A 22,268-nucleotide genomic window follows, 5' to 3' on the forward strand; every position below is an offset into this window, starting at 1 on the left:
ACGCGGATGTGGCCCGGACCGGCACGCGCCGCGGGCGGACCCGCGCGCCCACCGGTCGACCGGCCTGCGACACTCCCGTGCATGACCGACCAGATCGTTCCCGGCGTCCTCGCCGACCTCGTCGCCGACCGCCCGTGGCTGCTGGTCCTCGTCGTCGGCGCGGTGGCGCTCGTGCTGCGGCTGCTCGGGCGGGCGGGGGCGCCGCGGGCGCGCCGGGGCGACGTGTGGTTCGCGATGGTGCCGTACCGCGACGGCACGGGTGCGAAGGACCGCCCGGTGGTGGTGCTGTCGTCGCGCGGGCGGCGATGCACCGTCGTGCGGCTGACCTCCCGGGACCAGGACGGGCGGGGCGGCTACGCCCGGTCGCCCGAGACGCTGCCGGGCCTCGACCGGCGGAGCTGGGTGGATCTGCGGCCGCTGGACCTGCGCCGGAGCGCGCTGCGGCGGCGCACCGGGGACGCCGGGCGGGCGTGGCTGCGCTGGTACGAGGAGGCGGCGCGCGACCTGCGGTGACCGGCGGCTCGAGGGGCGCACGGGGCGGCGCCCGCCGCGAGCCCCGCGCGTAGCGTGCGCGACGTCGGGACCGGGCGGCCCGGCGCCGGGCCGAGAGCGACGCGGGAGGCGGACCATGACGCTGCGCCGCGTGGCCGTCGTGGCGACCGCCGTGCTGACCCTGGCGGTCGCGGCGTGCACCGGGTCGAGCGGCCCGGACCCGACCACCGCCCCCTCGGGGCCGTCGTCGGGGTCATCCGGGCCGCCGGACCTCGACGGCGCGGTGGTGTCCGTCCTCGGCCTGTGGAGCGGCCCCGAGCGCGACGCCTTCGCCACGGTCACCGGGGCGTGGGAGGACGCCACCGGTGCGACCGTCGCGTGGACCGGGTCCCGGGACCTCGCGGGCGACCTGGCAGCCGCGGTGGCCGCCGGGGCCCCTCCCGACGTCGCCGTCCTGCCGAACCCCGGCCTGCTGCGCGACCTCGTCGGCGCGGGCGCCCTCCTGCCGCTCGACGACCTGCTCGACCCGTCCGCCGTCGCCCGCGACTACCCCGCGGCGTGGACGGACCTCGGGACCGTCGACGGCGCGCTCTTCGCGCTCCCGGTGAAGGCCACCGACCGCTCCACGGTCTGCTACTCCCCCGCCGCGTTCGACGCCGCCGGCTACGCCGTGCCCGGGACCTGGGACGACCTCGTCGCATGGGCGGACGACGCCGTCACCGACGGGCGGACGCCGCTCTCGGTCGTCGCACCCCGCGGCCCGGGCAGCGGCTGGGCGCTCACGGACTGGGTGGCCTCGCTCGCGCTCGGCGGCTGCGGCCCCGCGACCTACGACGCGTGGGTCGCCGCCGAGGTCCCCTGGACCGACGCGTGCGTCCGGCGGTCCTTCGACCGGTTCCTGACGCTGGTGACCGCCCCCGGGCGGGTGCTGGGCGGGGTCCCGGCGATCCTGACGACCGGTGACGCCGAGGGCGTGCTGCCGGTGTTCGCCGACCCGCCGGAGGCGTACGTCTACCCGATGGCGTCGTTCGCGCAGGCGTTCGTGACCGAGGCCTACCCCGATCTCGCGCCCGGCACGGGCTACGACTGGTTCCCGTTCCCGGCCGTCGACCCCGCGCTCGCGGGCGCCGCGACCGTCGGCGCGGACCTGGTCGTCGCGCTCCGGGACACCCCGGCCGCCCGGTCGTTCCTGGCCTACCTGACCGGCGCCGACGCGCAGGCGCGGTGGGCCGGGCTGGGCGGGTACACCTCCGTCAACCGCGGCGTGCCGGCCTCGGCCTACCCCGACGCGGTGGCTCGCTCGGTCGCGGAGCACCTGACCGGCGCCGAGGTCGTGCGGTTCGGCGCCGGGGACGCGATGCCGGCCGAGGTCCAGTCGGCGTGGAGCGCGGCGATGCTCCGGCTCGTGCAGGACCCGGGCGCGCTGGACGGGGTGCTCACGTCGCTGACGGACGTCGCCGCGGCGGCCGCGGACGGCTGACTACGCTGCGCGGATGGCCACCGTCACCCCGCTCACCCCGGACGACCGCGCCGCGTGGCGCGCGCTGTGGGACGGGTACCTCGCGTTCTACGAGACCACCCTCGACGAGGACACGACGGCCGCCACGTTCGCCCGGCTCGTGGACCCGGGCTCGGGCCTGCACGGGGCGCTCGCCCGGGACGACTCCGGCGCGGCGGTCGGCCTCGTGCACTGGCTGACCCACGCCGCGACCTGGACCACGACGAGCTACTGCTACCTCGAGGACCTGTTCGTCGCTCCGGGCGGGCGCGGCGCCGGTGCGGGCCGGTCGCTCGTCGAGCACGTGCGCTCGTGGGCCGAGCAGAACGGGTCCGCCAAGGTGTGCTGGCTCACCGCCGAGTCGAACGCCACGGCCCGGGCCCTCTACGACCGGGTCGCGACCCGGTCCGGGATGATCCACTACCAGATCCCGCTCGGCTGACGACCGCCGGGCGCCCGGGCCGGGCCGCCGCCGGGGCCGGGCCGCCGCCCGGGCCGGGCCGCCGCCCGGGTCAGGGCTTCGAGTGGATGGTGACCACGTAGCCGTCGGGGTCGCGGAACGAGAACGTCGTCCCGAACGGGCTGTCGAACGGCTCCTGCACGATCGGCACGCCGCCGTCGGCCAACCGTGCGTGCAGCGCCGCCGCGTCGGGCTGGTGGAACCACACCCCGATCCCGGTGCCGAGCTGCCCTGCCGCATCGAGGTCGACACCCGGGAAGGGCACCCGCACCGCGAACGCCGTCGTTCCGGCGGCGCCGGTGGAGAAGACCACGGCCTGGGGGTTCGACGCCGGGAGCCGGGTCAGGCCGACGAGGCGCTCGTAGAAGTCGGCGGAGGCGGCCAGGTCGCGGACCTGGAAGGAGACGAAGTCGGGGCCGGTCGTGCCGGTGGGGGTGGAGTTCATGTCAACATCCTGACACTCCCGCCGGGGCCTGTGTCAAGATGCTGACATGAACGACGCCGCCGACGCCGCTCTCGCCAAGGAGCTCGGCATCCTGCTGAAGGCCACGCAGGCCGCGCTGCACCACCGCATGGACGAGGCGCTGCGGCCGCTCGGGCTCACGGTGTCCCAGTACGCCTGCCTGACCACCCTGCGCGCGGAGCCGGGCATCACCGGGTCCGAGCTCGCGCGGCGCACGTTCGTCTCCCGGCAGTCGATGAACGTGCTCGTCCAGGGCATGGAGCGCCAGGGGCTGGTCGAGCGCGCCGCGGAACCGGGGCCCCGGCGGGAGCGGGCGGTGGCCCCGACGCGCGCCGGCACCGCGGCGCTGGCGGAGGCGGAGGTGCGGGTGGCCGGGGTGATGGAGCGGATGCTCGGCGGGCTCGACGCCGCAGCGCGGTCGGCGCTGCGGGACGCGCTCGGGGCGAGCAGGGACGCGTTGCTCGCCGGCGACGACTGATCGCGCGCCTCAGAACCGAGGTGGTTCGTCAGAACGGCGGTGGGGCGTCGTAGGGGTCGGCGGTGGCGTCGTGGGTCTGCCCGGTGCCCGGCCGAGTCAGGTACCGGTGACCGGTGGGGGTGACCCACTCGAATAGCCCGGGTTCGATCTGCCGTAGTCGGAATCCGCCGTCGGTCTTGAGGCGGTGGTGCCGGTGGCAGACCGGTCCGAGGTTGTCGGCGTCGGTGCCGCCCAGGGGCGCGTCGGGGTCACCGCCGGGTCGGGGGTGGAACTCCTGGGTGTGGTCGAGCTCGCAGGCGCAGGCGGGGACCCTGCAGCCGGGTGCCGCGCAGGTCTTGTCCCGGATCCGGATGAGGTCGGCCAGGGCGGCGGGTGGTCGGTAGCGTTCCCGGCCGACGTCCAGGACCCGGTCGGTGAGCGGGTCGGTGACGACTCGCTGCCAGACCCCGCCGATCGCCAGGGCCCGCGCCTGGACGGCGTCGATGGGACCGTGGCCGTCGAGGTGCGCGGGCTGGTCGTCCAGGCCGAGCAGGGTCGAGGCGGGGATGGTGATCCGGACCTCGGTTCCGGGGCGGCCTGAGCAGCGGGTGCAGCCGCGGCGCGCGGGCGCGGGCGCGGTGGCTCCGGTCGGTGCGCTGGACGTAGTGGCGACGGTCCTCGTCCTGGTCGCGGTCGGGGACTCGGTGTCGCTGTCGGTGTCGGTGTCGGTGTTGTTGTGGGTGTCGGTCGCAGGCTCGGTCCCGGTCGGTGCATGAGGTGCTTCCGCCGGGGGAACCGGGTGGTCCTGGCCGGGCGCTGGGTCCGTCGCGGTGTCCCTGAGCGGGGTGAGGGTGGCGATCGGGATCGGCTCGACCGGGCGCGTGAGCACCACACCGTCCCGGTCGGTGAAGGTCGCCCCGTTCCACGACCGGTTCGGCTCCGGCGGCACCGGCAGGCCCGGGGACAGGTGGATCTCGAACGCCGGACCATCCGACGCGGGGACGTCGCCCACCACCAGGTCCCGCAGCCCGTCGGCGCGCAGCTGGTCCAGGGTCCGGTCGTCGCGGAGGGCCTTGGCGGTCGTCGCGGCGTGGGTCAGGACCCCGTCGACCCGCAGCGCGTCCGCCGCGTCCAGGACCAGCCACATGGAGGCCATGCCGTCCGGCTGCGGGCGGGGGTGGGAGACCTTCCTCGTGCAGCGGGCGCGTTCGCGGCGACTCGCGGCGCCCTCGGGGTCGACCAGCCGGATCTCCCGCTCGACGCGCTGGCGCAGTTCGGCGACGGAGCACTGGTCGGCCTCGGGCAGGACCGCGTCCTCGACGGCGTGGGCGACCTGGAACGGCAGGTCCGCCAACCCGGTAGTCAGGACCTGGGCCTTGGCGGGGTCGAGGTGCCCGACCTCGAGGGCCTCGCGGGTCGCGCCGAGCATCCCGTCGAGCACCAGCGCGCGGTGCACGGTCTTGGTCGCCGTGACCCGGGGCCAGCCCAGGCGCATCGCGAGCTCGTCGCCGGCCACGCACGCCTGCGTCGGCGGGGCACCCGCCAGCGGCGACCACTCCGGGCTCATCTCGTCCCGGGAGGCGAGCTCGGCGATCATGCCCAGGGTCCGGGCGTGCTGGTAGGACTCGATCCGGGTCTGCGCGGCGATCACCTCGACCACGATCGCCGAGGGCAGCACGCGCGGGTCCAGCCTTCGCAGCCAGGCGTCCAGCTCGGGTCCGGGCTCGCAGGAACGGATCGCCTCGATCTGCCGCTGCTCGCCCGTGCGCGGCGCCCCACCGGCCGCGACGACGGGGTCCGGGCCGAAGTCCGTCAGGCACGTCCCGTCGGGCCCGTAGACCGGCAGCACGACGGCGGCGGCCGGGTCGCCGTCGGGGTGTTCCTGCAGGTCAGATGCCATGGAACGACATTACCGACGCCCACCGACACGACCCCGGCGACCGGCCCCTGGCCTGGGGACGGAGCACGTCCACGGCACCTGTGGACGACTCGGCGCCCCGCAGCGGCGGGTCCCGCGCGCGGGGTCCCGCACAGCGGGTCTTGCGGGCGGGCCTCGCGGCCCCGGCAGCCCGAACGGCCGCCGGCACAGCCCGCGACCGATGACGCACGAGAGGCCCGCCCCCCGGCGGGGACGGGCCTCTCGGCACTCGAGTGGAGGTGGCGGGAATCGAACCCGCGTCCGATGACGTGGAACCAGGACTTCTCCGGGCGCAGTCTGCTGCGCTTTTCTCGGCCCCCACCATCACGCAGACAAGTGGTGGACAGGCTCAGTCACGTGAAAGTCCCCGCAGCCCCCGTGACGAAGGCTACGAGCAGTGGCTCCCTAGATGACGCCAGGAACTGAGTCGGAAGCTAGCTCAGGCTGACGGACTTCGAGGCTCGCTCAGGCGGCGAGGGCGAAGTCGGTGCGCTTGTTATCGGCACCTATGGGTTTACACGGATCGTTAGCGAGATAACCGTGTGTCCTCGGCCCGCTTCTCCTGGCTCGACGATCACCGTCGAAACCGATCACCCCCATGTGGAGTTGTCAATCGCCGCGCCCCTCGCCCGGTCGCCCTCACGGGCTCCCGGCCGCCGGCCGCAGCAGGTCCAGCATACGGGTGCAACGCCGCAGCCCGCACCGTGATTCCCGTGGGACTGCCCGCTCGACCTGCGTCCTGCGATCGACCGGGGCACCATCGGCGCAGACGCCGCCGAGGACCCGGGCGGCGCGCACCGCGCGAAGGACCGACCATGCCGCAGCACGACTCCGAGAGCACCCGCCCCGAGGACCTCGACGCCGATCCCCGCGACGGCCGCAGCGAGACCGCCACGGAGCGGATGGACCGGAACTGGAACGAGCTGCTCCAGGAGCTGCGTGTCGCCCAGACGGGCGTGCAGATCCTGACCGGGTTCCTGCTGACGGTCCCGTTCCAGCAGCGGTTCCTCGACCTGGACGACTACCAGAAGACCGTCTACCTGGTGCTGGTCGTGCTGGCCCTGACCGCGACCGCGTTCATCGTGGCGCCGGTCTCGCTGCACCGGATCCTGTTCCGGCGGCACCTGAAGCGCGAGCTCGTGGACTCGGCGGACCGGATGGCGCAGACGGGGCTCGCGGCGCTGGCGCTGGTCCTCGGCGGCTCGGCGCTGCTGCTGTTCGACGTGGTGGTCGGGCGCACGGCCGGGATCGTCGCCGGCGCCGTCACGCTGGCCGGGCTCGCCGTCGTGTGGGTCGCGCTCCCCTGGCGGCTGTCCCACCGCGCGCGCCGCGAGACCGCCTGACGCGCGCCGGCCGTCAGCCCCGCAGCAGCCGCGCGATCACCCGCGACCCCGCCTCCGGCGAGGCGTGCGGCGAGCCGGTCACCGCACCGAGCAGCAGGGCGATGTTCGAGACGCTGACCACCGCGAGCGCGGTGTCCCAGTCGGCCTCGGCCGGCTCGGGGTCGGCGGGGTGCCGCGCGCGCCCGACCTGGTCGGCGAGCTCCGCGAACCCCTCCTCGTAGAACGCGCCGATCTCGGCCCGCGCCTCGGGGTGCCGGACGGCGAAGGACAGGATCTCGAGCGCGAGCAGCAGCTGGGTCTCGTCGACCATGCCGAGCAGTGCCGCGGACACCTTCTCCTCCAGGCCCTCCTCCCCCATCCCGGGCAGGCCGGGCTGGGCCGGGGCGGCGGCGATCTGCCGGCGGGCGACCTCGAGGAACAGCTCGTGCTTCGAGCCGAAGTGCGCGTACACGGCGCCCTTGGTGTACCCGGCGTCGGCGGCGATGTCCCCGAGCGACGCGCCCTCGTACCCCTGCCGGGCGAAGGCGCGCGCCGCGGCGTCCAGCAGCTCGGAGCGCGTGCGGCCCGCGCGCTCGGCGCGCCGCTCCTCGGCACGACCGCCCCCGCCACGTCGCCCGACGCTCTCGGAGGCGTCGGCCAGCCCGCGCGACGCCTCGCGCAGGCTCGCCGCCACCGCGTCGGAGACCTCGGGGACGACGGACTGCACCTGCTTGCCGATGAGCCGGGTCAGCGCGGCGGTGGCGTCGGCGAGGGCGCGGGTCGCGGCCCCGATCGAGTCGTCCGCCGCGTTCCCGTCGGGGGTCTGGTCGTCGTGCGTGCGCGCCATGCCGTCATCCTAACCGCGTCGCGTACCGACCGGTATCCAGCATCGGTCCCGTCGACGTGCCGCGGCTATGACGTGCTGCGACATCCCTCGCCACAGACGAGATACCCACTGGTATCTCATGCCCACATCCTGCTACGTTCCATCACGTACCGGTCGGTATGCGAACCGACCGAGGCGACGAGCGAGGGAGTGCGGAGATGGACGCAGCGGGTGTGCTGACCGTCCGCGGGCTGCGGAAGCGGTACCGCGGGCGCGGCGGCGTGCAGGCGAACGACGGGATCGACCTGGACGTGGCGGCGGGGCAGGTCGTCGGCCTGCTCGGCCACAACGGGGCCGGCAAGACGACCCTGGTGAACCAGGTCGTCGGGCTCGTCCGCCCCGACGAGGGCACGATCCGCCTGGACGGCGTCGACGCGGTGGCGCAGCCCGCCGAGGCGCGCCGACGCACCTGCATCCAGGCGCAGGCCAACGTCCCGATCACGGGCCTCACGCCGCGCCGGGCGATCGAGCTGGTGGGGCGCATCCGCGGCGCCGACCGCGCGGCGGTGCGCACGCGGACCGACGAGCTGCTCGACGCCCTCGACCTGCGCCCCTGGGCCGACACCCCCGCGGAGAAGGTCTCGGGCGGCATCGCCCGGCTCACCGCGTTCGCGATGACCGTCGTCACGCCGGGCCGGCTCGTCGTCCTGGACGAGCCCACCAACGACGTCGACCCCGTGCGCCGCCGGCTGCTCTGGGGCCGGATCCGCGCGCTCGCCGACGAGGGCCGCGCGGTGCTGCTCGTGACCCACAACGTCCGGGAGGCCGAGCGCGTCGTCGACCGGCTCGTCGTGCTGGACCGAGGCCGGGTGCTGGCGGACGACACCCCTGCGGGCCTCACGGCGCACCTGCAGGGCACGCTCACCGTGGAGGCCGACCTCTCCCCCGGCGCCGTCGACGCCGGCTGGCGGTGGCACCCCGCGGTGCGGGAGGTGGCCGGCGCGCGCGGCCGGGAGGTCGGCACGGTCCGCGCCGCCGACGCCGCGGAGGTCGTGCGCTGGGCGCAGGACGAGGTCGCGGCGCACCGCCTCGAGCGGTACGCGCTGACGCCGGCGTCGCTCGAGGACGTGTACGTCGACCTCGTCGGCCACGAGCAGCACGCGGGCCGCGCCGCGGGTGCGGGGGTGGCGGCGTGACCACCGTCCAGCAGACCCTCCTGCTCACCCAGTGGCAGTTCCGCCGGCAGGCGACGATGCTGCCGCTGCTCGTCGTGGTCCAGGTGTTCCTGGCGGTCGCGACGATCCTGGGCTTCGGGCTCGTGATCGGCGACCCGCCCCCGGACCAGGCCCTCTACCTGGCGACCGGCGCCCCGACGATCACGCTCGTGATGGTCGGACTGGTGATGACGCCGCAGATGCTGTCCCAGTCCCGGACGGAGGGCAGCCTCGACTGGATGCGCACGCTGCCGGTGCCGCGCGGCTCGTTCCTGGTGAGCGACCTGCTGGTCTGGACGCTGATCGCGCTGCCCGGCATGGTGCTCGGCATCGTCACCGGCGTGCTCCGGTTCGACGTCCACCTGTCGCCCGCGCCCTGGCTGGTCCCCGCGACGCTGCTCGTGTCGCTCACGGCGGCCGCGGTGGGCTACGGGGTGGCGTCGCTGCTCAAGCCCACCCTGGCGATGCTGATGACCCAGGTGCTGGTGTTCGTGATCCTGCTGTTCACCCCGGTCAGCTACCCGGCCGACCGGATGCCCGCGTGGCTGCAGACGGCGCACGAGTGGTTCCCCTTCGAGCCGATGGCCCAGCTCGTCCGGTCCGGGCTCGCGAGCGACACGTTCACGATGCCCGGTCGCTCGCTCGTCGTGCTGCTGGCCTGGTGCGCGGCGTCGGTGGCGGGCGCGACCTGGGCGCTGCGCCGCCGGGCGTAGGCGCCCGCACGGCCCCGGCGACCCGACCACGGGCGCCGGGGCCGTGCCTAGGATCGCGGGCATGCCCTTCCTCGCGACGTCCGCCGACGCGGCGGAGCACGGCCCGACGACCAGCCTCGACGACGGGGCGGCCCCCGACGGCACCACGACGCTCTACCTGGTGCGGCACGGCCGCACGGAGTTCAACACCGCCCGGCTGCTGCAGGGCTGGTCGGACTCCCCGCTGACGGCGGACGGCCTGGCGGGCGTCCGCGCCACCGCGCGGGTGCTCGCGGACCGGACCTTCGCCGCGGCGTACGCGAGCCCGGCGGGCCGCACCGTCGCGACGGCGCGCGAGCTGCTCACCGCGCACCCCGGCGTCGGGCTCACCACCGACCCCGGCCTCCGGGAGATGCACTTCGGCGACCTCGAGGCCCGCCCGGAGGCCGAGCTGCTGGCGCTCGGCGACCCGGTCGAGCTGTTCGGCGGCATCCTCACCGGCACCTACCCGGGCCTGCCCGGCGCGGAGCGCACCACCGCGTACCTCGAGCGGGTCGCCGACGCGTTCGGGCGCATCGAGCGGGAGCACGCGGGCGGCGGCGACGTCCTGGTGGTCAGCCACGGCGTGACGCTGCTGGCCTACCTGGCGATGGCCGGCACCGTGCCGATGGACCCGCTGGCGAACGCGAGCGTGTCGACGGTCCGGATCGGGCCGGACGGCGAGCGGGAGGTGCGGACGTTCGGGTACGACCCGGCTGCTCAGGGCGCACCGGGGCTGCCGGTGCCCGGGACCGAGCAGCCGGTGCGCTCCCCGGAGCGCCCGGACGGCGCCTGACCACCACCGTCCCGCCGCCCCGCCGACGCCCACCCCTGGCCGCGCCCGCCCCCGCCGAGCAGGATGGGCGCCATGGACCTGCCCGTGATGCCGCCCGTGTCCCCGATGCTGGCCAAGGCCGTGCCGGAGATCCCCGACCTCGGCCACACCGAGCCCAAGTGGGACGGGTTCCGCACGATCGTCTTCCGGGACGGCGACGAGGTCGTGCTCGGCAGCCGCAACGAGAAGCCCATGACCCGGTACTTCCCGGAGCTGGTCGACTCGATCAGGGCGTCCACCCCGGAGCGGTGCGTGCTGGACGGCGAGATCGTGATCGTGTCCGGCGACCGGCTCGACTTCGACGCGCTCCAGCAGCGGATCCACCCCGCGGAGAGCCGGGTCCGGCTGCTGGCCGGGCAGACGCCGGCGTCGTTCGTGGCGTTCGACGTGCTCGCGCTCGGCGACGACGACCTGATGCGCACCCCGTTCGGCGACCGGCGCGCCCGCCTCGTCGACGCGCTCGGCGCCACGATCACCGGCGACGACCCCCGCGTGCACGTCACCCCGGCGACGGGCGACCTCGCGGTGGCGCAGCAGTGGTTCACCCAGTTCGAGGGCGCTGGGCTGGACGGTGTCGTCGCCAAGCCGCTCGACGGCACCTACCAGCCCGACAAGCGGACGATGTTCAAGGTCAAGCACGCCCGCACCGCCGACTGCGTGGTCGCCGGGTTCCGCTGGCACAAGTCCGGCGACGTCCTCGGCTCGCTGCTGCTCGGGCTGTGGACAGACGACGGCCGGCTGCAGCACGTCGGCGTCGCGGCATCGTTCCCGATGGCCCGGCGCAAGGCGCTGGTCGAGGAGCTGGCGCCGCTGCGGGCGGACGACCTGTCCGAGCACCCGTGGGGCGACTGGGCGGACCAGTCGGCGCACGAGGGCCGGCGGATGCCCGGCGCGGTCAGCCGGTGGAACGCGACCAAGGACCTGTCGTTCGTGCCGCTGCGCCCGGAGCTCGTCGTCGAGGTCGGCTACGACCACATGGAGGGCGACCGGTTCCGGCACACCGCGCAGTTCAAGCGCTGGCGCCCGGACCGCGACCCCGCGACCTGCACCTACGCGCAGCTGGAGGAGCCGGTGAACTTCCGGCTGTCGGAGATCCTCGCGCCGCCCGCGTGACCGGCGGACGGCCCCGGCACCCTCCGCGCGCGCTCCGCGCGGCCCGCTCGTAGGGTCGGTCGGGTCCGCCAGACCCGACCGCGGAAGGACCCCGTGGAATGAGCGCCTCCGTCCCCTCGCGCACGCCCGGCAAGCCCCACGACGTCGTCGTGATCGGGTCCGGCTTCGGCGGCCTGTTCGCCACCAAGGCGCTGGCCGACGCCCCCGTCCGGGTCACCGTGATCGACGGGACCGCGACGCACCTGTTCCAGCCGCTGCTCTACCAGGTCGCCACGGGGGTGCTGTCGGTCGGCGAGATCTCCCCCGCCACCCGCGACGTCCTCAAGAGCCAGCGCAACGCCCGGGTGCTGCTGGGCGTCGTCACGGACATCGACCTCGAGAAGCGCGAGGTCGTGTCCGCCTCGCCGCTCGGCGAGACCCGCACCCGGTACGACAGCCTCGTGGTCGCGGCCGGGTCGGGTCAGTCGTACTTCGGCAACGACCAGTTCGCCGACTTCGCCCCCGGCCTCAAGAGCATCGACGACGCCCTGGAGATCCGCGGCCGGGTGTTCGGCGCGTTCGAGCTGGCCGAGCTCGCCACCGACCCGGCGGAGCGCGCGCGGCTCACGACGTTCGTCGTCGTCGGCGCGGGACCCACGGGCGTCGAGATGGCCGGGCAGCTCGCGGAGCTGGCGCACCGGTCCCTGCGCGGCTCGTTCCGCAGCCTCGACCCGACCCAGGCGCGCATCCTCCTCGTCGACCCGGTGCCGAAGGTGCTGCCCGGGAACCCGGAGGAGCTGCAGGACGCGGCGGCGCGGGTGCTCGAGGGCCTGGGCGTCGAGCTGCTGATGGGCCACAAGGTCGTCGACGTCGACGCGTCCTCGGTCACGGTCGAGGACGGCGACGGGAACCGCACCACCATCGAGTCGCAGACGAAGGTCTGGGCCGCCGGCGTGCAGGCGTCGCCGCTCGGGAAGCAGCTCGGCGAGAAGACCGGGGCCGAGGTGGACCGCGCGGGCCGGGTGCGGGTGGAGCCGAACGGCTCGCTGCCCGGGCACCCCGAGGTGTTCGTGGTCGGCGACATGGCCCTGCGTCCGGGCGTCCCCGGCGTCGCGCCCGCCGCGATGCAGACCGGCCGGTACGCCGCGCAGGAGATCGTCCGCCGCGTGCAGGGCGAGCCCAGCGCCGGGCCCTTCCGGTACCAGGACAAGGGGTCGCTCGCGACGGTGTCCCGGTTCCAGGCGGTCGCGAAGATCGGGCCGGTCAAGACCGCCGGGTTCGGCGCGTGGCTGCTCTGGCTCGGGGTCCACCTGTTCTACCTGGTGGGGTTCAAGAACCGGATCACCACGCTGCTGCACTGGGCCGTGAGCTTCATCGGCCGCGGGCGGTCCGAGCGCACGGCCACGTGGCAGCAGGTGGTCGGCCGGGGCGCCCTGCGCACGCGGGGCGTCGACAAGCCCACGGTGCCGACCCGCCAGGTCCTGGACGACTGACCCGCCGTCTCCGCGCCGCGGTGAGGTCGGCACAACGCGACGAGGTCGTCACGTGTGTGTGCCGACCTCACGAGGATGTGCCGACCTCACCGGCGCGGCCCTGCCGCGGTCAGGCCGGCGCGAGGCGCGCGAGCTCCTGCTCCAGCAGCGGGAGCAGCGCCGGGTCGGTCAGCGAGCGGAAGTGACCCGGGGTCGCCAGGCGGACGTTCCTGGCCCCGGGCAGCTCGCTGCCGGTCGGGATGTGCGGGTCGAAGCACGTCGCCACGGACACGATGCGCCCGTGGTCGGCGCGCTGGGCGGCGAGCGCCGTGAGCACCTCGTCGTCGGGCAGGAAGGTCCGGATCGACCGCAGGGGCAGCAGCCGCGCGTAGGGCGACCCGGAGAACGGCGTGTTGATCGCGACCATGCCGAGGACCCGGTCGCCGACGTCGGTGCGGCCCATGACGCTCTTGCCGATCAGCCCGCCCTTGGAGTGCGCCACGAGCACCACCCCGCGCAGGTCGGCGTCGAGCAGCTGGGCCGCGGCCAGGTCGGCCATGTCCGGGACGCTCCCCCGGTTCAGGCCGAACGGCGCGACGACGTGCACCGGGTGCCCGCCCGCGAACAGCCCGCGCGCCAGCGGCTCCAGGAACCGCCAGGTCTCCCACACGCCGGGCAGCAGCAGGACCGGCGGGCGGCGGGCCGGCGCGGGCCGGGTGTACGAGTCCGGCGAGGTCCGGGACAGCAGCCCGCGCGCCTGCCGCCAGCCGGCGTAGGCGTAGTCCTGGCCCCACCAGACCGCGCGGCGGGCGGTCTCCCCCGCGGTCAGCACGGGTTCTCCCGCACCCAGCGGGCGAGCAGCGGCGCGTGGCTGGCCATCGCGACGTGCCCGGCGCGGGGCACCTCCCGGACGTCGCCCCGCGGCGCCAGCGCGCCCAGCCGACGCGCCCACCCCCGCGACGACACCGGGTCGTGCTCGCCGCGCACCACCAGAGCGGGGCCCGGCAGCCGGGACACGGCGTCGGCGGTGTCGTAGGCGAACATGTGCGGCAGCACGGCGGCGTACCAGGACGGGCCCGTGCGCAGGTAGTCGCTGGCGACGACCGCGTTGACGCCCGGCGGCTCGTGCAGCCCGTCCTTCGCGAGCCGCAGCGCCTGGCGCAGCACCGACGGCGCCCCCGGGTCGACGACGGCGCCGACGAGCACGACCCGCTCCACGACGTCGGGCGCCCGCAGCATCGCCTCCGCGACCACCTGGGCGCCCATCGAGTGCCCGACCAGCGTCGCGCGGTCGATCCCGCGGTGCCGGAGCACGGTGAGCACCACGTCCGCGAGGTCGCCGATCGTCGGGACGCGCGCCGGGCGCGGGCTGCGGCCGAACCCCGGCAGGTCCGGGACCAGCACCCGCCGGTCCGTCGCCAGCTCGCGGGTCAGCCCGCGGTAGTACCGCTCCGAGACGCCGATGCCGTGCACCAGCATCACCGCCGGGTCGTCCGGGCGCCCGACGTCCGTGACGACGACGCCCGCAGCGGGGTCGAGCCCGCGGGGCGGGGCGCCGCCGACGGTCCGGGCGAGGAGCCGGCCCGGCCGCCGGCCGCCGGGGCGCCGGTCGAGGCGGTCGCGGGCGCGGTCGCCGGTGCGGTCGTCCGCCGGGGTGTCGGGGGGCGTGGACAGCACGGACGGGGCTCCTCGGGGTCGAGCGGGCGGGATCCGTACTCTGGCGGACTCCGCGCCGCCGGGCCACCCGGGGCACCCGCGCGGGGTGCGGGCCCCGCGGCGCCGGGCGAGAGTGGGACGCATGCCGAACCGCCTCGCCCGCAGCACCAGCCCGTACCTGCGCCAGCACGCCGGGAACCCGGTCGACTGGTACGAGTGGGGCGAGGAGGCGTTCGCCGAGGCCCGCCGCCGGGACGTGCCGCTGCTCGTGTCGATCGGCTACGCCGCGTGCCACTGGTGCCACGTGATGGCGCACGAGTCCTTCGAGGACGAGGCGGTCGCCGCCGTGATGAACAGCCGGTTCGTCAACGTGAAGGTCGACCGCGAGGAGCGCCCGGACCTCGACGCCGCCTACATGGCGGCGACCCAGGCGATGACCGGCCAGGGCGGCTGGCCCATGACGGTGTTCGCGACGCCCGAGGGCGACCCGTTCTTCTGCGGCACGTACTTCCCGCCGGTCCCCGTGGCGGGACGGCCGGCCTTCGGGCAGGTGCTCGAGGCGCTGTCCCGCGCGTGGCGGGAGCGGCGGGACGAGGTCCGGGGCGGGGCCGCCGAGCTGCTGGCGCACCTGGGCGGCGGGGCGGCGCCGGGCGCGGGCACCGCGGGCGGCGCCCCGGCGGAGGGGGCGGTCCCGGCGGCGGGCACGGAGGCCGACGACAACGACGCGGCGACCGGCGCGCGGGCGGGCGACGCCGCCGAAGACCGCACCGCCGCCCTCGACCTCGACGCCGTCGCCCGGGTCTCCGACCTCGCGGTGGAGGCGCTCGCCGCGTCGTACGACGCCGAGCACGGCGGCTTCGGCGGGGCACCCAAGTTCCCGCCGTCGACGACCCTGGAGTGGCTGCTCCGCCGGCACGCCCGCACCGGCGACGAGCGCGCGCTCGCGATGGCGACCGGCACCCTGGAGGCGATGGCGCGCGGCGGCATGGCCGACCAGGTCGGCGGCGGGTTCGCCCGGTACGCGGTGGACGCGACGTGGACGGTGCCGCACTTCGAGAAGATGCTCGAGGACAACGCGATGCTGCTCCGGATCGGCGTGCACTGGTGGCGCAGCACGGGATCGGACCTGGCCCGGCACGTCGTCGAGGGCACCGCCGACTGGCTGCTGCGCGACCTGCGGACGCCCGAGGGCGCGTTCGCCTCGTCGCTCGACGCGGACACCGACGGCGTCGAGGGCGCGACCTACGTGTGGACCCGGGCGACGCTCGACGAGGCGCTCGGCGCCGAGGACGGCGCGTGGGCGGCGGAGCTGTTCGGCGTCACGGAGGCCGGCACGTTCGAGGCGGGCACCTCCGTGCTGCAGCTGCGCGCGGACCCGGCGCCGGAGGACGACGTGCGGTTCGCGCGGGTGCGCCGGGCGCTGCTGCGCGCCCGGTCCGCCCGGCCGCAGCCCGCGCGGGACGACAAGGTGGTCGCGGCGTGGAACGGGCTGGCGGTCGCCGCGCTCGCCGAGGCGGGCGCCGCCCTGGAGCGCCGCGAGTGGGTCGCGGCGGCGGCGGACGCGGCGGAGCTGCTCGACACCGTGCACACGCTCGACGGCGGGGACGGGCTGCTGCGGCTGGCGCGCACCTCCCGGGACGGCGCGGTGGGGACGGCGCCCGGGGTGCTCACCGACTACGCCGCGGTGGCCGAGGGGTTCGGGGTGCTCGGCGGCGTGACCGGGGACCCGCGCTGGGCCGCGCGCGCGTCGGCCCTGCTGGACACGGTGCTCGCGCGGTTCCGCGCGCCGGGCCACGGGTTCCGGGACACCGCCGACGACCAGACCGACCCGGTCGTCGCGCGGCTGTCCACCCGGCCGGACGTCGCGGACGGGCCCTCGGCCGCGGGGCAGTCGGCCGCGGCGGGCGCCCTGCTCGCCCGCGCGGCGCTGACCGGCTCGGCGACCGACCGGCGCGCCGCGGAGCTCGCGCTCGCCGGGCCGCTGTCGATCGCGCACCAGCACCCGCGCGCGGTGGCCTGGGCGCTGGCGACCGCCGAGGCGGTGCTGGACGGGCCGCGGGAGGTCGCGGTGCTCGGCCGGGCGGACGACCCGGGCCGGGTGGCGCTGGTGCGCGCAGCGCTGCGCTCCCCCGCGCCGGGGCTGGTGCTCGCGCAGGGCGACCCCGACGAGGTGGCCGCCGACCCCGCGGCGGTGGGCCTGCTCCGCGACCGCCCGCTGGTGGGCGACCGCGCGGCGGCGTACGTGTGCCGCGGGTTCGTCTGCGACCGCCCGACGACCGACCCGGGCGCCCTGCGCGCGTCGCTCGCGTAGCCCCTCGCCGAGTCTCCGTCTCTCGTCTCCCCGCACCCGCGCGCGAACGGTCCGGAGACGGAGACTCGGCGAGACGGGGCGGAGCGAGACCCGCGCCGCGCGTCAGCGGTCGCGCTTCTCCCGCATGGCGCGGACCGCCTCGAGGTTGTCCTGGCGCTCGCGCAGGGCCTGCCGCTTGTCGTACTCGCGCTTGCCTCGCGCCAGCGCGATCTCGACCTTCGCACGGCCGTCGAGGAAGTACAGGGACAGCGGGATGATCGTCTGGCCCTTCTCGCGCGTCTTCGCCTCGAGCCGGTCGATCTCCTCGCGGTGCAGCAGCAGCTTGCGCTTGCGCCGCGGGGCGTGGTTGGTCCACGTCCCCTGCGAGTACTCGGGGATGTGCACGCCCTCGAGCCAGGCCTCGCCGCCGTCGACCGAGCACCAGCCGTCGACCAGCGACGCGCGACCGGCGCGCAGCGCCTTGACCTCGGTGCCGCTCAGCACGACGCCGGCCTCGAACACGTCCTCGATCAGGTAGTCGTGGCGCGCCTTGCGGTTGGACGCGACGAGCGACCGACCGCTCTGCTTGGCCATGACTCTCCTCCTGGGGTCGTGCACGGGATCGTGCGGGTGCCCCGACGGATCCGGGGGGCGACGCAGCAGCCTAACCGGCCCCGCCCCGCGCGTCGCCCGGATTCCGCTACAGGCCGAGCAGCGGCCGCGGGTTCTGCGTCGCGCCGTTGACGTACACCTCGAAGTGCAGGTGGCAGGCCGCCGACGTCCCGGTGTTGCCCGAGTAGCCGAGCAGCTGACCCTGGGACACGTGCTGCCCGCCGCCGACCACGAAGCTCGTCATGTGGTTGTACGACGTCATCAGCGAGCTGCCGTTGTACAGGCCGTGGTCGACCATGACCTGGTTGCCGAAGCCGTTGCGCCAGCGCGCCCACTGCACGGTGCCCTCGCGGGCCGCGTAGATCGGGGTGCCGCAGTAGGTGCGCAGGTCGATGCCCGCGTGCAGCCGGTAGTACCCGAGGATCGGGTGCAGCCGCATGCCGTACTCGCTGGTGACGTGGATCGGGTTGATCGACGTCGGGTTGCCGAACAGCGCGCCGGAGACGGGCCCGGCGGCGGGCGCCGGCTGCCCCGCCGCGGCGGCGGCCGCCGCCGCGCGGGCCCGCTGCTCGTTCGCGACCTTGGTCAGCTCCGACTCGATCGACTTCTTCTCCGCGTCGATGGACGCGACCTCGGCCTCGGCGGCCGCCTTCTGCGAGGCCAGGGCCTGCTGCTTGGCGGTCTGCTCCGCGATGAGCCGCTCGACCTCGGCCTGGCGGTCGGCGGCCTCCTGGCGCGCCCGCTCCGCCTCCTCGACCTTGGCGTCCGCCTCGGCCTTGAGCTCGGTGATCCGCTCGCGCACGGCCGTGAGCCGCGCCTGGCTGTTCTTGTTGGCGGCCTCGATGTCGGCGAGCTCGTCGAGCACCTGGTTCTGGGTGCGCTGCGCGGCGGACGCCAGGCCGTACTGCTCGGTGAACTCCTCGACGGTCTGCGCGCCGACCATGATGCTGAGGCCGGACAGGCTCGGGCCGCCCTGGTACGCCTGGCGCGCCATCTGCCGCATCTGGCTGCGGATCTCGTCGGAGCGCTGGGTGTCCGTGGCGATCGTCGAGCTGATCGACGTCTCCTGGTCCTCGGCGTCCTGCAGCCGCGCCGCGATGAGCTCGGCCTCGCGCTCGTAGCCGGCCAGCGCCGCCTGCGCCGCGGTGAGCGCCGCCTGCGCCGGGGCGAGCTGCTGCTGGACCGCGAGCAGGTCCTGCGCGGTCTGCTGGTACTGCGCGCTGAGCCCCTCCAGCGCCGCCTCGGCGTCGGCCCGCTGCTGCTCGTTCTGCTGCTGCTGGCGCTGCAGCGCGGCCTGCCGGTCGTCGAGGTCGTCGCCGACGGCGGACCCGGCCGCGGTCAGCCCGAGCAGCACCGCGAGCGCGCCGGCGAGCGACGCGGCGACGGCGCGGGTGCCGCGCGCGCGGCGGGGGGTGCGGGTGCGCATGCTCGCCATCTCAGACCTTCGTGTAGCGGCTCAGGGTGACCAGGGACGAGATCGCGGCGAGCAGGATCGCGGCCGCCACCAGGAACGGCGCCACCTGCCACACCTCGTTGGTGGTGACGTACGGGATCCACGCGACCTGGCCGCCGAGCCAGTCGGTCACGAGATACCGCACGCCGGCCCACAGCCCGGCGACGGACAGCGCCGCGCCGATGGTCGCGGCGATCGCGCCCTCGAGCATGAACGGCAGCTGGATGAACAGGTTGGACGCGCCGACCATGCGCATGATCCCGGTCTCGCGCCGGCGGCTGAGGGCGGACAGCCGGATCGTCGTCGTGATGAGCAGGACGGCGGCGAGCAGCATCACCCCCGCGAGGCCGAGCGACAGCAGGGTCGCGGAGTTCAGCACCCGGAAGAGCGTGTTGTAGAGCTCGCGCTGGTCCTGCACGGTCTCGACGCCCTGCCGGCCCTGCAGCACGTCGGCGACGACCTCGAACTTCTCCGGGTCGGTGAGCTTGATCCGCAGCGACTCGTTCATGTCGTCGACGGTCATCACCTGGGCCCAGTACTGGCCCTCGAACTGGCGCTGGAACGTCTCGAACGCCTGCTCCTTGGACTCCGCCGTGACGCTCTCGATGTACGGGGACACGTCCGGCGCGTCGAGCGCGTCGAGGATCGCCTGCTTCTGGTCGTCGGTGACCTCGCCGCCGGCGCAGGTGGGCTCGGAGGAGGTCCCGGCCGGGCAGAGGTACACCGCGACCTCGACCTTGCCGTAGAAGTCGTCCTGCATCTTGCCGATCTGCATCTGCAGCAGCGCGGCGGCGCCGACGAACGTCAGCGACACGAAGGTGACCAGGACGACGGAGATGGTCATGGAGAGGTTCCGGCGCAGGCCGATGCCGATCTCCGAGAGGATGAACTGCAGTCGCACGTCGATCCTCCCCTCAGCGGTCCGAGCCGTAGACGCCGCGCGACTGGTCGCGCACCATCTCGCCGCCGGACAGCTCCACGACGCGCTTGCGCATCTGGTCGACGATCTCGTCGTCGTGCGTCGCCATGACGACCGTGGTCCCCGTGCGGTTGATCCGGTCGAGCAGGCGCATGATCCCCAGGGAGGTCGTCGGGTCGAGGTTGCCGGTGGGCTCGTCGGCCAGCAGGATCGACGGCCGGTTCACGAACGCGCGCGCGATCGCCACGCGCTGCTGCTCGCCGCCGGACAGCTCGTGCGGGCGGCGCTTCTCCTTGCCGGCCAGGCCGACCATCTCGAGCACGTCGGGCACGGTGGTGAGGATGTGGTGCCGCGGCTTGCCGATCACCTGGAGCGCGAACGCCACGTTCTCGAACACCGTCTTGTTGTGCAGCAGCCGGAAGTCCTGGAACACCGCGCCGATCTGGCGGCGCAGGTGCGGGACCTTCCACGACGACAGGGTAGTGAGGTCCTTGCCCGCGACGAAGACCTTGCCCGCCGAGGGCCGCTCCTCGCGCAGCGCCAGCCGCAGGAAGGTCGACTTGCCGGAGCCGGACGCGCCGACGAGGAACACGAACTCGCCGCGCTCGACCTCGAGGCTGATGTGGTCCAGCGCGGGTCGCGCGCCGCGCGCGTAGACCTTGGTGACGTTCTCGAATCTGATCACGGGGTTCTGCGGCCAGCCGGTCGGGGACTGAGGGCGTGCGGAGGGTGGTGCGGGACCTGGCCGCGTCGAGCGTAGGCAGCGGCCCGTCGTGACCCGTCCGTGACACGCCGGTCGCTCCCTGTGAGAACGGCCGCTGCGCCCGGATCGCGTAGATCGTCCGGTTCGCCCCGCCGCGCACGCCCCGCGGACCCCGTGCGACCCGCGTCACGCCGGGTCCGCCGCCGGCTCGCCCCCGCGCGGGTGCGGCACCAGCGCCGCGCCGGCGCGCAGCGTCTCGACGGTGCCGACCGGGTCCTCCAGCACGTCCGCGAACGCGACCTCCGCCGCGCCCACGAGCTGCGCGTCCGAGCCCAGCCCCGACCGGACCAGGGCCGCCTGCTCCCGGATCGGGCCGAGCGCCCGCGCGTAGGTCGCCTCCAGCGCGGGCTCCATCGTCGGGTACAGCGCTCCGAGCGTGCCGCCCAGCACCACGACCGCCGGGTTGAACAGGTTCACCAGCGTCGCGAGCCCGGTGCCGACCCACTCCCCCGTGCGCCGCACCCCCGCGACCGCGCGCCGGTTGCCGACCGCGACGTCCGCCAGCACGTCCTCGATGTCGGACTCCCGCGGGTCCCGGCCGGCCGCCCGGATGATCGCCGCGTCGCCGATCTCGGCCTCCCAGCAGCCGCGGGCGCCGCACGCGCACGGCCGGCCGCCCGGACGCACGACGATGTGCCCGACCTCGCCCGCGTAGCCGCCGACGCCCTTGAGCAGCTCGCCGTCCACGACCACGCCGCCGCCGACACCCGCCTCGCCGCGGACGTACAGCACGTCCCGGAACCCGCGGCCCGCGCCGCGCAGGTGCTCCGCCACCACGCCGAGGTCGCCGTCGTTGCCGACCGTCACCGGCAGCGTCCCGCCGGTGGCGGCCCGGAGCAGGTCGGCGAACGGCACGTCGAGCCAGCGCAGCGACGGCGCCCGCCGCACCAGGCCGTCGGGCTGCCGCACGCTGCCCGGGATCGACACCACGATCCCCAGGCAGACCGAGCCCGGGGTCGCGCGCGCCTGCATCTCGGCCGCGAGCCCCGCGACCAGCGCCACCACGCCCGCGACGTCCGACGGGTCGGTGCGGTGCAGCCGCCGGCGCACCTGGAGCAGGAAGCCGCCGAGCCCGACCGCCGCCGCGCCGACGCTGGACTGCGTGACGTCCAGCGCGAGCACGTGGGCGCTGGTGCTCACCGGCTCGACCACGAGCGACGGGCGGCCCTTGCCGCGCACGACGCCGGGCCGCTCCCGCACCAGCCCGACCCGGGCCAGCTCGGAGGTGAGCGCGCCGACCGTCGAGCGGTTGAACCCGGTGGCCGCGACGATGTCCGACCGGGTCGCCGCACCACCCACGTGCAGCTGGCGGAGCACCGCCGACAGGTTGGCGCGCCGCACCTCGACCGGGCCCGAGGCGTCCGCGCGCCGCACCGGCGGGCCAGCACCGAGCCGCACGGGCCGCCCTCCTCGTCGTCGCCGTCCTCAGACGCGGCCGGTGGCCCGCGCCCGGCGCCGGGACAGGGCGTCCACGGCTGCGGCCAGCGCGAGCACGCCGCCGGTGACAACGTACTTGACGCCCGCCGAGTACCCGAGCAGGCCCATGCCGTTGTCGATGACGGCGGTCCCGCCGTTGTCGGCCGCGCCCACCGCATACAGCAGCGCGTTGGACCCGCCGGCGATCGGGGCGACCGACGTGGCCCGGGACGCCGCGAACACGCCCGCCACCCCCGCCATGGTCGAGCAGATGATGAAGCAGAGCTGCCGGACGACGGCCACGGGGATGCCCGCCCGGCGGGTGGCCTCGGCGTTCCCGCCGACCGCGTACACGTGACGGCCGAACGCGGTCCGCGTC

Annotated in this window: 21 protein-coding genes, 1 other RNA gene and 1 pseudogene; 11 read left to right on the plus strand and 12 right to left on the minus strand. The window is 75.4% G+C overall.

Annotation, left to right across the window (positions count from 1 at the left end):
* The first annotated feature begins 81 nt into the window (after window positions 1-81).
* The 3 genes from KVT14_RS12265 (at window position 82) to KVT14_RS12275 (ending at window position 2,432) form a co-directional block, all read left to right on the plus strand.
* Window positions 82-513, plus strand: a complete 432-nt coding sequence (locus KVT14_RS12265) for a type II toxin-antitoxin system PemK/MazF family toxin (RefSeq protein ID WP_217615924.1) — start codon at window positions 82-84, stop codon at window positions 511-513.
* Window positions 514-628: 115 nt separating this feature from the next.
* Window positions 629-1,972, plus strand: coding sequence for an ABC transporter substrate-binding protein (locus KVT14_RS12270; RefSeq protein WP_217615925.1), 1,344 nt, complete (start codon window positions 629-631; stop codon window positions 1,970-1,972).
* 13 nt (window positions 1,973-1,985) lie between these two features.
* Window positions 1,986-2,432, plus strand: a complete 447-nt coding sequence (locus KVT14_RS12275; RefSeq protein ID WP_217615926.1) for a GNAT family N-acetyltransferase — start codon at window positions 1,986-1,988, stop codon at window positions 2,430-2,432.
* A gap of 70 nt (window positions 2,433-2,502) precedes the next feature.
* Here KVT14_RS12275 and KVT14_RS12280 read toward each other — a convergent pair whose 3' ends face one another.
* Entirely contained in the window at window positions 2,503-2,895 is a 393-nt protein-coding gene (locus KVT14_RS12280) for a VOC family protein (RefSeq protein WP_217615927.1), read from the minus strand.
* 46 nt (window positions 2,896-2,941) lie between these two features.
* Between KVT14_RS12280 and KVT14_RS12285 the strand changes: the two genes are divergently transcribed.
* Window positions 2,942-3,391 (plus strand): MarR family winged helix-turn-helix transcriptional regulator, encoded by a 450-nt coding sequence (locus tag KVT14_RS12285; protein ID WP_217615928.1) that lies wholly within the window; start codon window positions 2,942-2,944, stop codon window positions 3,389-3,391.
* A gap of 28 nt (window positions 3,392-3,419) precedes the next feature.
* Here the strand turns inward: KVT14_RS12285 and KVT14_RS12290 are convergent, their stop codons facing one another.
* Together KVT14_RS12290 and ssrA are read right to left on the minus strand one after the other, a co-directional pair.
* Entirely contained in the window at window positions 3,420-5,270 is a 1,851-nt protein-coding gene (locus tag KVT14_RS12290) for an HNH endonuclease signature motif containing protein (protein WP_217615929.1), read from the minus strand.
* A 249-nt stretch (window positions 5,271-5,519) separates the two neighbouring features.
* Window positions 5,520-5,886, minus strand: a transfer-messenger RNA (tmRNA) gene (gene ssrA, locus KVT14_RS12295).
* Window positions 5,887-6,103: 217 nt separating this feature from the next.
* Between ssrA and KVT14_RS12300 the strand changes: the two genes are divergently transcribed.
* Complete coding sequence (locus KVT14_RS12300; protein WP_217615930.1) at window positions 6,104-6,631, plus strand: DUF6328 family protein; 528 nt, start codon at window positions 6,104-6,106, stop codon at window positions 6,629-6,631.
* 13 nt (window positions 6,632-6,644) lie between these two features.
* Here KVT14_RS12300 and KVT14_RS12305 read toward each other — a convergent pair whose 3' ends face one another.
* On the minus strand, window positions 6,645-7,457 hold the full coding sequence (locus KVT14_RS12305) for a TetR/AcrR family transcriptional regulator (RefSeq protein WP_217615931.1): 813 nt from the start codon (window positions 7,455-7,457) through the stop codon (window positions 6,645-6,647).
* Window positions 7,458-7,654: 197 nt separating this feature from the next.
* Between KVT14_RS12305 and KVT14_RS12310 the strand changes: the two genes are divergently transcribed.
* The 5 genes from KVT14_RS12310 to KVT14_RS12330 all read left to right on the plus strand — a co-directional run bounded on the left by KVT14_RS12310 (window position 7,655) and on the right by KVT14_RS12330 (window position 12,801).
* Window positions 7,655-8,632 (plus strand): ABC transporter ATP-binding protein, encoded by a 978-nt coding sequence (locus tag KVT14_RS12310; protein WP_217615932.1) that lies wholly within the window; start codon window positions 7,655-7,657, stop codon window positions 8,630-8,632.
* Window positions 8,629-9,363 (plus strand): ABC transporter permease, encoded by a 735-nt coding sequence (locus KVT14_RS12315; protein ID WP_217615933.1) that lies wholly within the window; start codon window positions 8,629-8,631, stop codon window positions 9,361-9,363. The genes KVT14_RS12310 and KVT14_RS12315 overlap by 4 nt, the downstream gene beginning before the upstream one ends.
* Window positions 9,364-9,424: 61 nt before the next feature.
* Entirely contained in the window at window positions 9,425-10,177 is a 753-nt protein-coding gene (locus KVT14_RS12320) for a histidine phosphatase family protein (RefSeq protein WP_217615934.1), read from the plus strand.
* A 72-nt stretch (window positions 10,178-10,249) separates the two neighbouring features.
* Window positions 10,250-11,329, plus strand: coding sequence for an ATP-dependent DNA ligase (locus KVT14_RS12325; RefSeq protein ID WP_217615935.1), 1,080 nt, complete (start codon window positions 10,250-10,252; stop codon window positions 11,327-11,329).
* A 98-nt stretch (window positions 11,330-11,427) separates the two neighbouring features.
* On the plus strand, window positions 11,428-12,801 hold the full coding sequence (locus KVT14_RS12330; protein ID WP_217615936.1) for an NAD(P)/FAD-dependent oxidoreductase: 1,374 nt from the start codon (window positions 11,428-11,430) through the stop codon (window positions 12,799-12,801).
* A 109-nt stretch (window positions 12,802-12,910) separates the two neighbouring features.
* Here KVT14_RS12330 and KVT14_RS12335 read toward each other — a convergent pair whose 3' ends face one another.
* Complete coding sequence (locus KVT14_RS12335; RefSeq protein ID WP_217615937.1) at window positions 12,911-13,612, minus strand: triacylglycerol lipase; 702 nt, start codon at window positions 13,610-13,612, stop codon at window positions 12,911-12,913.
* Window positions 13,606-14,457 carry an alpha/beta fold hydrolase gene (locus KVT14_RS12340; protein WP_217615938.1) on the minus strand — a complete coding sequence of 284 codons (852 nt, stop codon included), beginning with the start codon at window positions 14,455-14,457 and terminating at the stop codon, window positions 13,606-13,608. Before KVT14_RS12340 ends, KVT14_RS12335 begins: the two co-directional genes overlap by 7 nt.
* Window positions 14,458-14,578: 121 nt before the next feature.
* Between KVT14_RS12340 and KVT14_RS12345 the strand changes: the two genes are divergently transcribed.
* Window positions 14,579-16,747: a thioredoxin domain-containing protein gene (locus KVT14_RS12345; protein WP_217615939.1), complete on the plus strand. Its 2,169-nt coding sequence runs from the start codon at window positions 14,579-14,581 to the stop codon at window positions 16,745-16,747.
* A gap of 102 nt (window positions 16,748-16,849) precedes the next feature.
* Here the strand turns inward: KVT14_RS12345 and smpB are convergent, their stop codons facing one another.
* The 6 genes and pseudogenes from smpB to KVT14_RS12375 all read right to left on the minus strand — a co-directional run.
* Window positions 16,850-17,320 (minus strand): SsrA-binding protein SmpB, encoded by a 471-nt coding sequence (gene smpB / locus KVT14_RS12350; protein ID WP_147794009.1) that lies wholly within the window; start codon window positions 17,318-17,320, stop codon window positions 16,850-16,852.
* 106 nt (window positions 17,321-17,426) lie between these two features.
* Window positions 17,427-18,764 (minus strand): M23 family metallopeptidase, encoded by a 1,338-nt coding sequence (locus tag KVT14_RS12355; protein ID WP_217615940.1) that lies wholly within the window; start codon window positions 18,762-18,764, stop codon window positions 17,427-17,429.
* Between the two features lie 10 nt (window positions 18,765-18,774).
* Entirely contained in the window at window positions 18,775-19,692 is a 918-nt protein-coding gene (gene ftsX / locus KVT14_RS12360; RefSeq protein WP_217615941.1) for a permease-like cell division protein FtsX, read from the minus strand.
* Between the two features lie 13 nt (window positions 19,693-19,705).
* Window positions 19,706-20,395, minus strand: coding sequence for a cell division ATP-binding protein FtsE (gene ftsE, locus KVT14_RS12365; RefSeq protein ID WP_147794012.1), 690 nt, complete (start codon window positions 20,393-20,395; stop codon window positions 19,706-19,708).
* A gap of 204 nt (window positions 20,396-20,599) precedes the next feature.
* Window positions 20,600-21,871 (minus strand): ROK family protein, encoded by a 1,272-nt coding sequence (locus KVT14_RS12370; RefSeq protein WP_217615942.1) that lies wholly within the window; start codon window positions 21,869-21,871, stop codon window positions 20,600-20,602.
* Window positions 21,872-21,898: 27 nt separating this feature from the next.
* A pseudogene (locus tag KVT14_RS12375) lies at window positions 21,899-22,268 on the minus strand (ABC transporter permease); the annotation flags it as partial.

The organism is Cellulomonas sp. GbtcB1 (assembly GCF_019091725.1).
In the GTDB taxonomy this organism is placed as follows: Bacteria; Actinomycetota; Actinomycetes; order Actinomycetales; family Cellulomonadaceae; genus Cellulomonas.

Excerpts from the sequence above, each read along its gene's own strand:
- KVT14_RS12345 (WP_217615939.1), top strand. The coding sequence starts at position 14,579 with ATGCCGAACCGCCTCGCCCGCAGCACCAGCCCGTACCTGCGCCAGCAC.
- KVT14_RS12355 (WP_217615940.1), bottom strand. The coding sequence starts at position 18,764 with ATGCGCACCCGCACCCCCCGCCGCGCGCGCGGCACCCGCGCCGTCGCC.
- KVT14_RS12330 (WP_217615936.1), top strand. The coding sequence starts at position 11,428 with ATGAGCGCCTCCGTCCCCTCGCGCACGCCCGGCAAGCCCCACGACGTC.
- KVT14_RS12325 (WP_217615935.1), top strand. The coding sequence starts at position 10,250 with ATGGACCTGCCCGTGATGCCGCCCGTGTCCCCGATGCTGGCCAAGGCC.
- KVT14_RS12310 (WP_217615932.1), top strand. The coding sequence starts at position 7,655 with ATGGACGCAGCGGGTGTGCTGACCGTCCGCGGGCTGCGGAAGCGGTAC.
- smpB (WP_147794009.1), bottom strand. The coding sequence starts at position 17,320 with ATGGCCAAGCAGAGCGGTCGGTCGCTCGTCGCGTCCAACCGCAAGGCG.
- KVT14_RS12270 (WP_217615925.1), top strand. The coding sequence starts at position 629 with ATGACGCTGCGCCGCGTGGCCGTCGTGGCGACCGCCGTGCTGACCCTG.
- KVT14_RS12305 (WP_217615931.1), bottom strand. The coding sequence starts at position 7,457 with ATGGCGCGCACGCACGACGACCAGACCCCCGACGGGAACGCGGCGGAC.
- KVT14_RS12285 (WP_217615928.1), top strand. The coding sequence starts at position 2,942 with ATGAACGACGCCGCCGACGCCGCTCTCGCCAAGGAGCTCGGCATCCTG.
- KVT14_RS12265 (WP_217615924.1), top strand. The coding sequence starts at position 82 with ATGACCGACCAGATCGTTCCCGGCGTCCTCGCCGACCTCGTCGCCGAC.
- KVT14_RS12300 (WP_217615930.1), top strand. The coding sequence starts at position 6,104 with ATGCCGCAGCACGACTCCGAGAGCACCCGCCCCGAGGACCTCGACGCC.
- KVT14_RS12275 (WP_217615926.1), top strand. The coding sequence starts at position 1,986 with ATGGCCACCGTCACCCCGCTCACCCCGGACGACCGCGCCGCGTGGCGC.
- KVT14_RS12290 (WP_217615929.1), bottom strand. The coding sequence starts at position 5,270 with ATGGCATCTGACCTGCAGGAACACCCCGACGGCGACCCGGCCGCCGCC.
- KVT14_RS12280 (WP_217615927.1), bottom strand. The coding sequence starts at position 2,895 with ATGAACTCCACCCCCACCGGCACGACCGGCCCCGACTTCGTCTCCTTC.
- KVT14_RS12320 (WP_217615934.1), top strand. The coding sequence starts at position 9,425 with ATGCCCTTCCTCGCGACGTCCGCCGACGCGGCGGAGCACGGCCCGACG.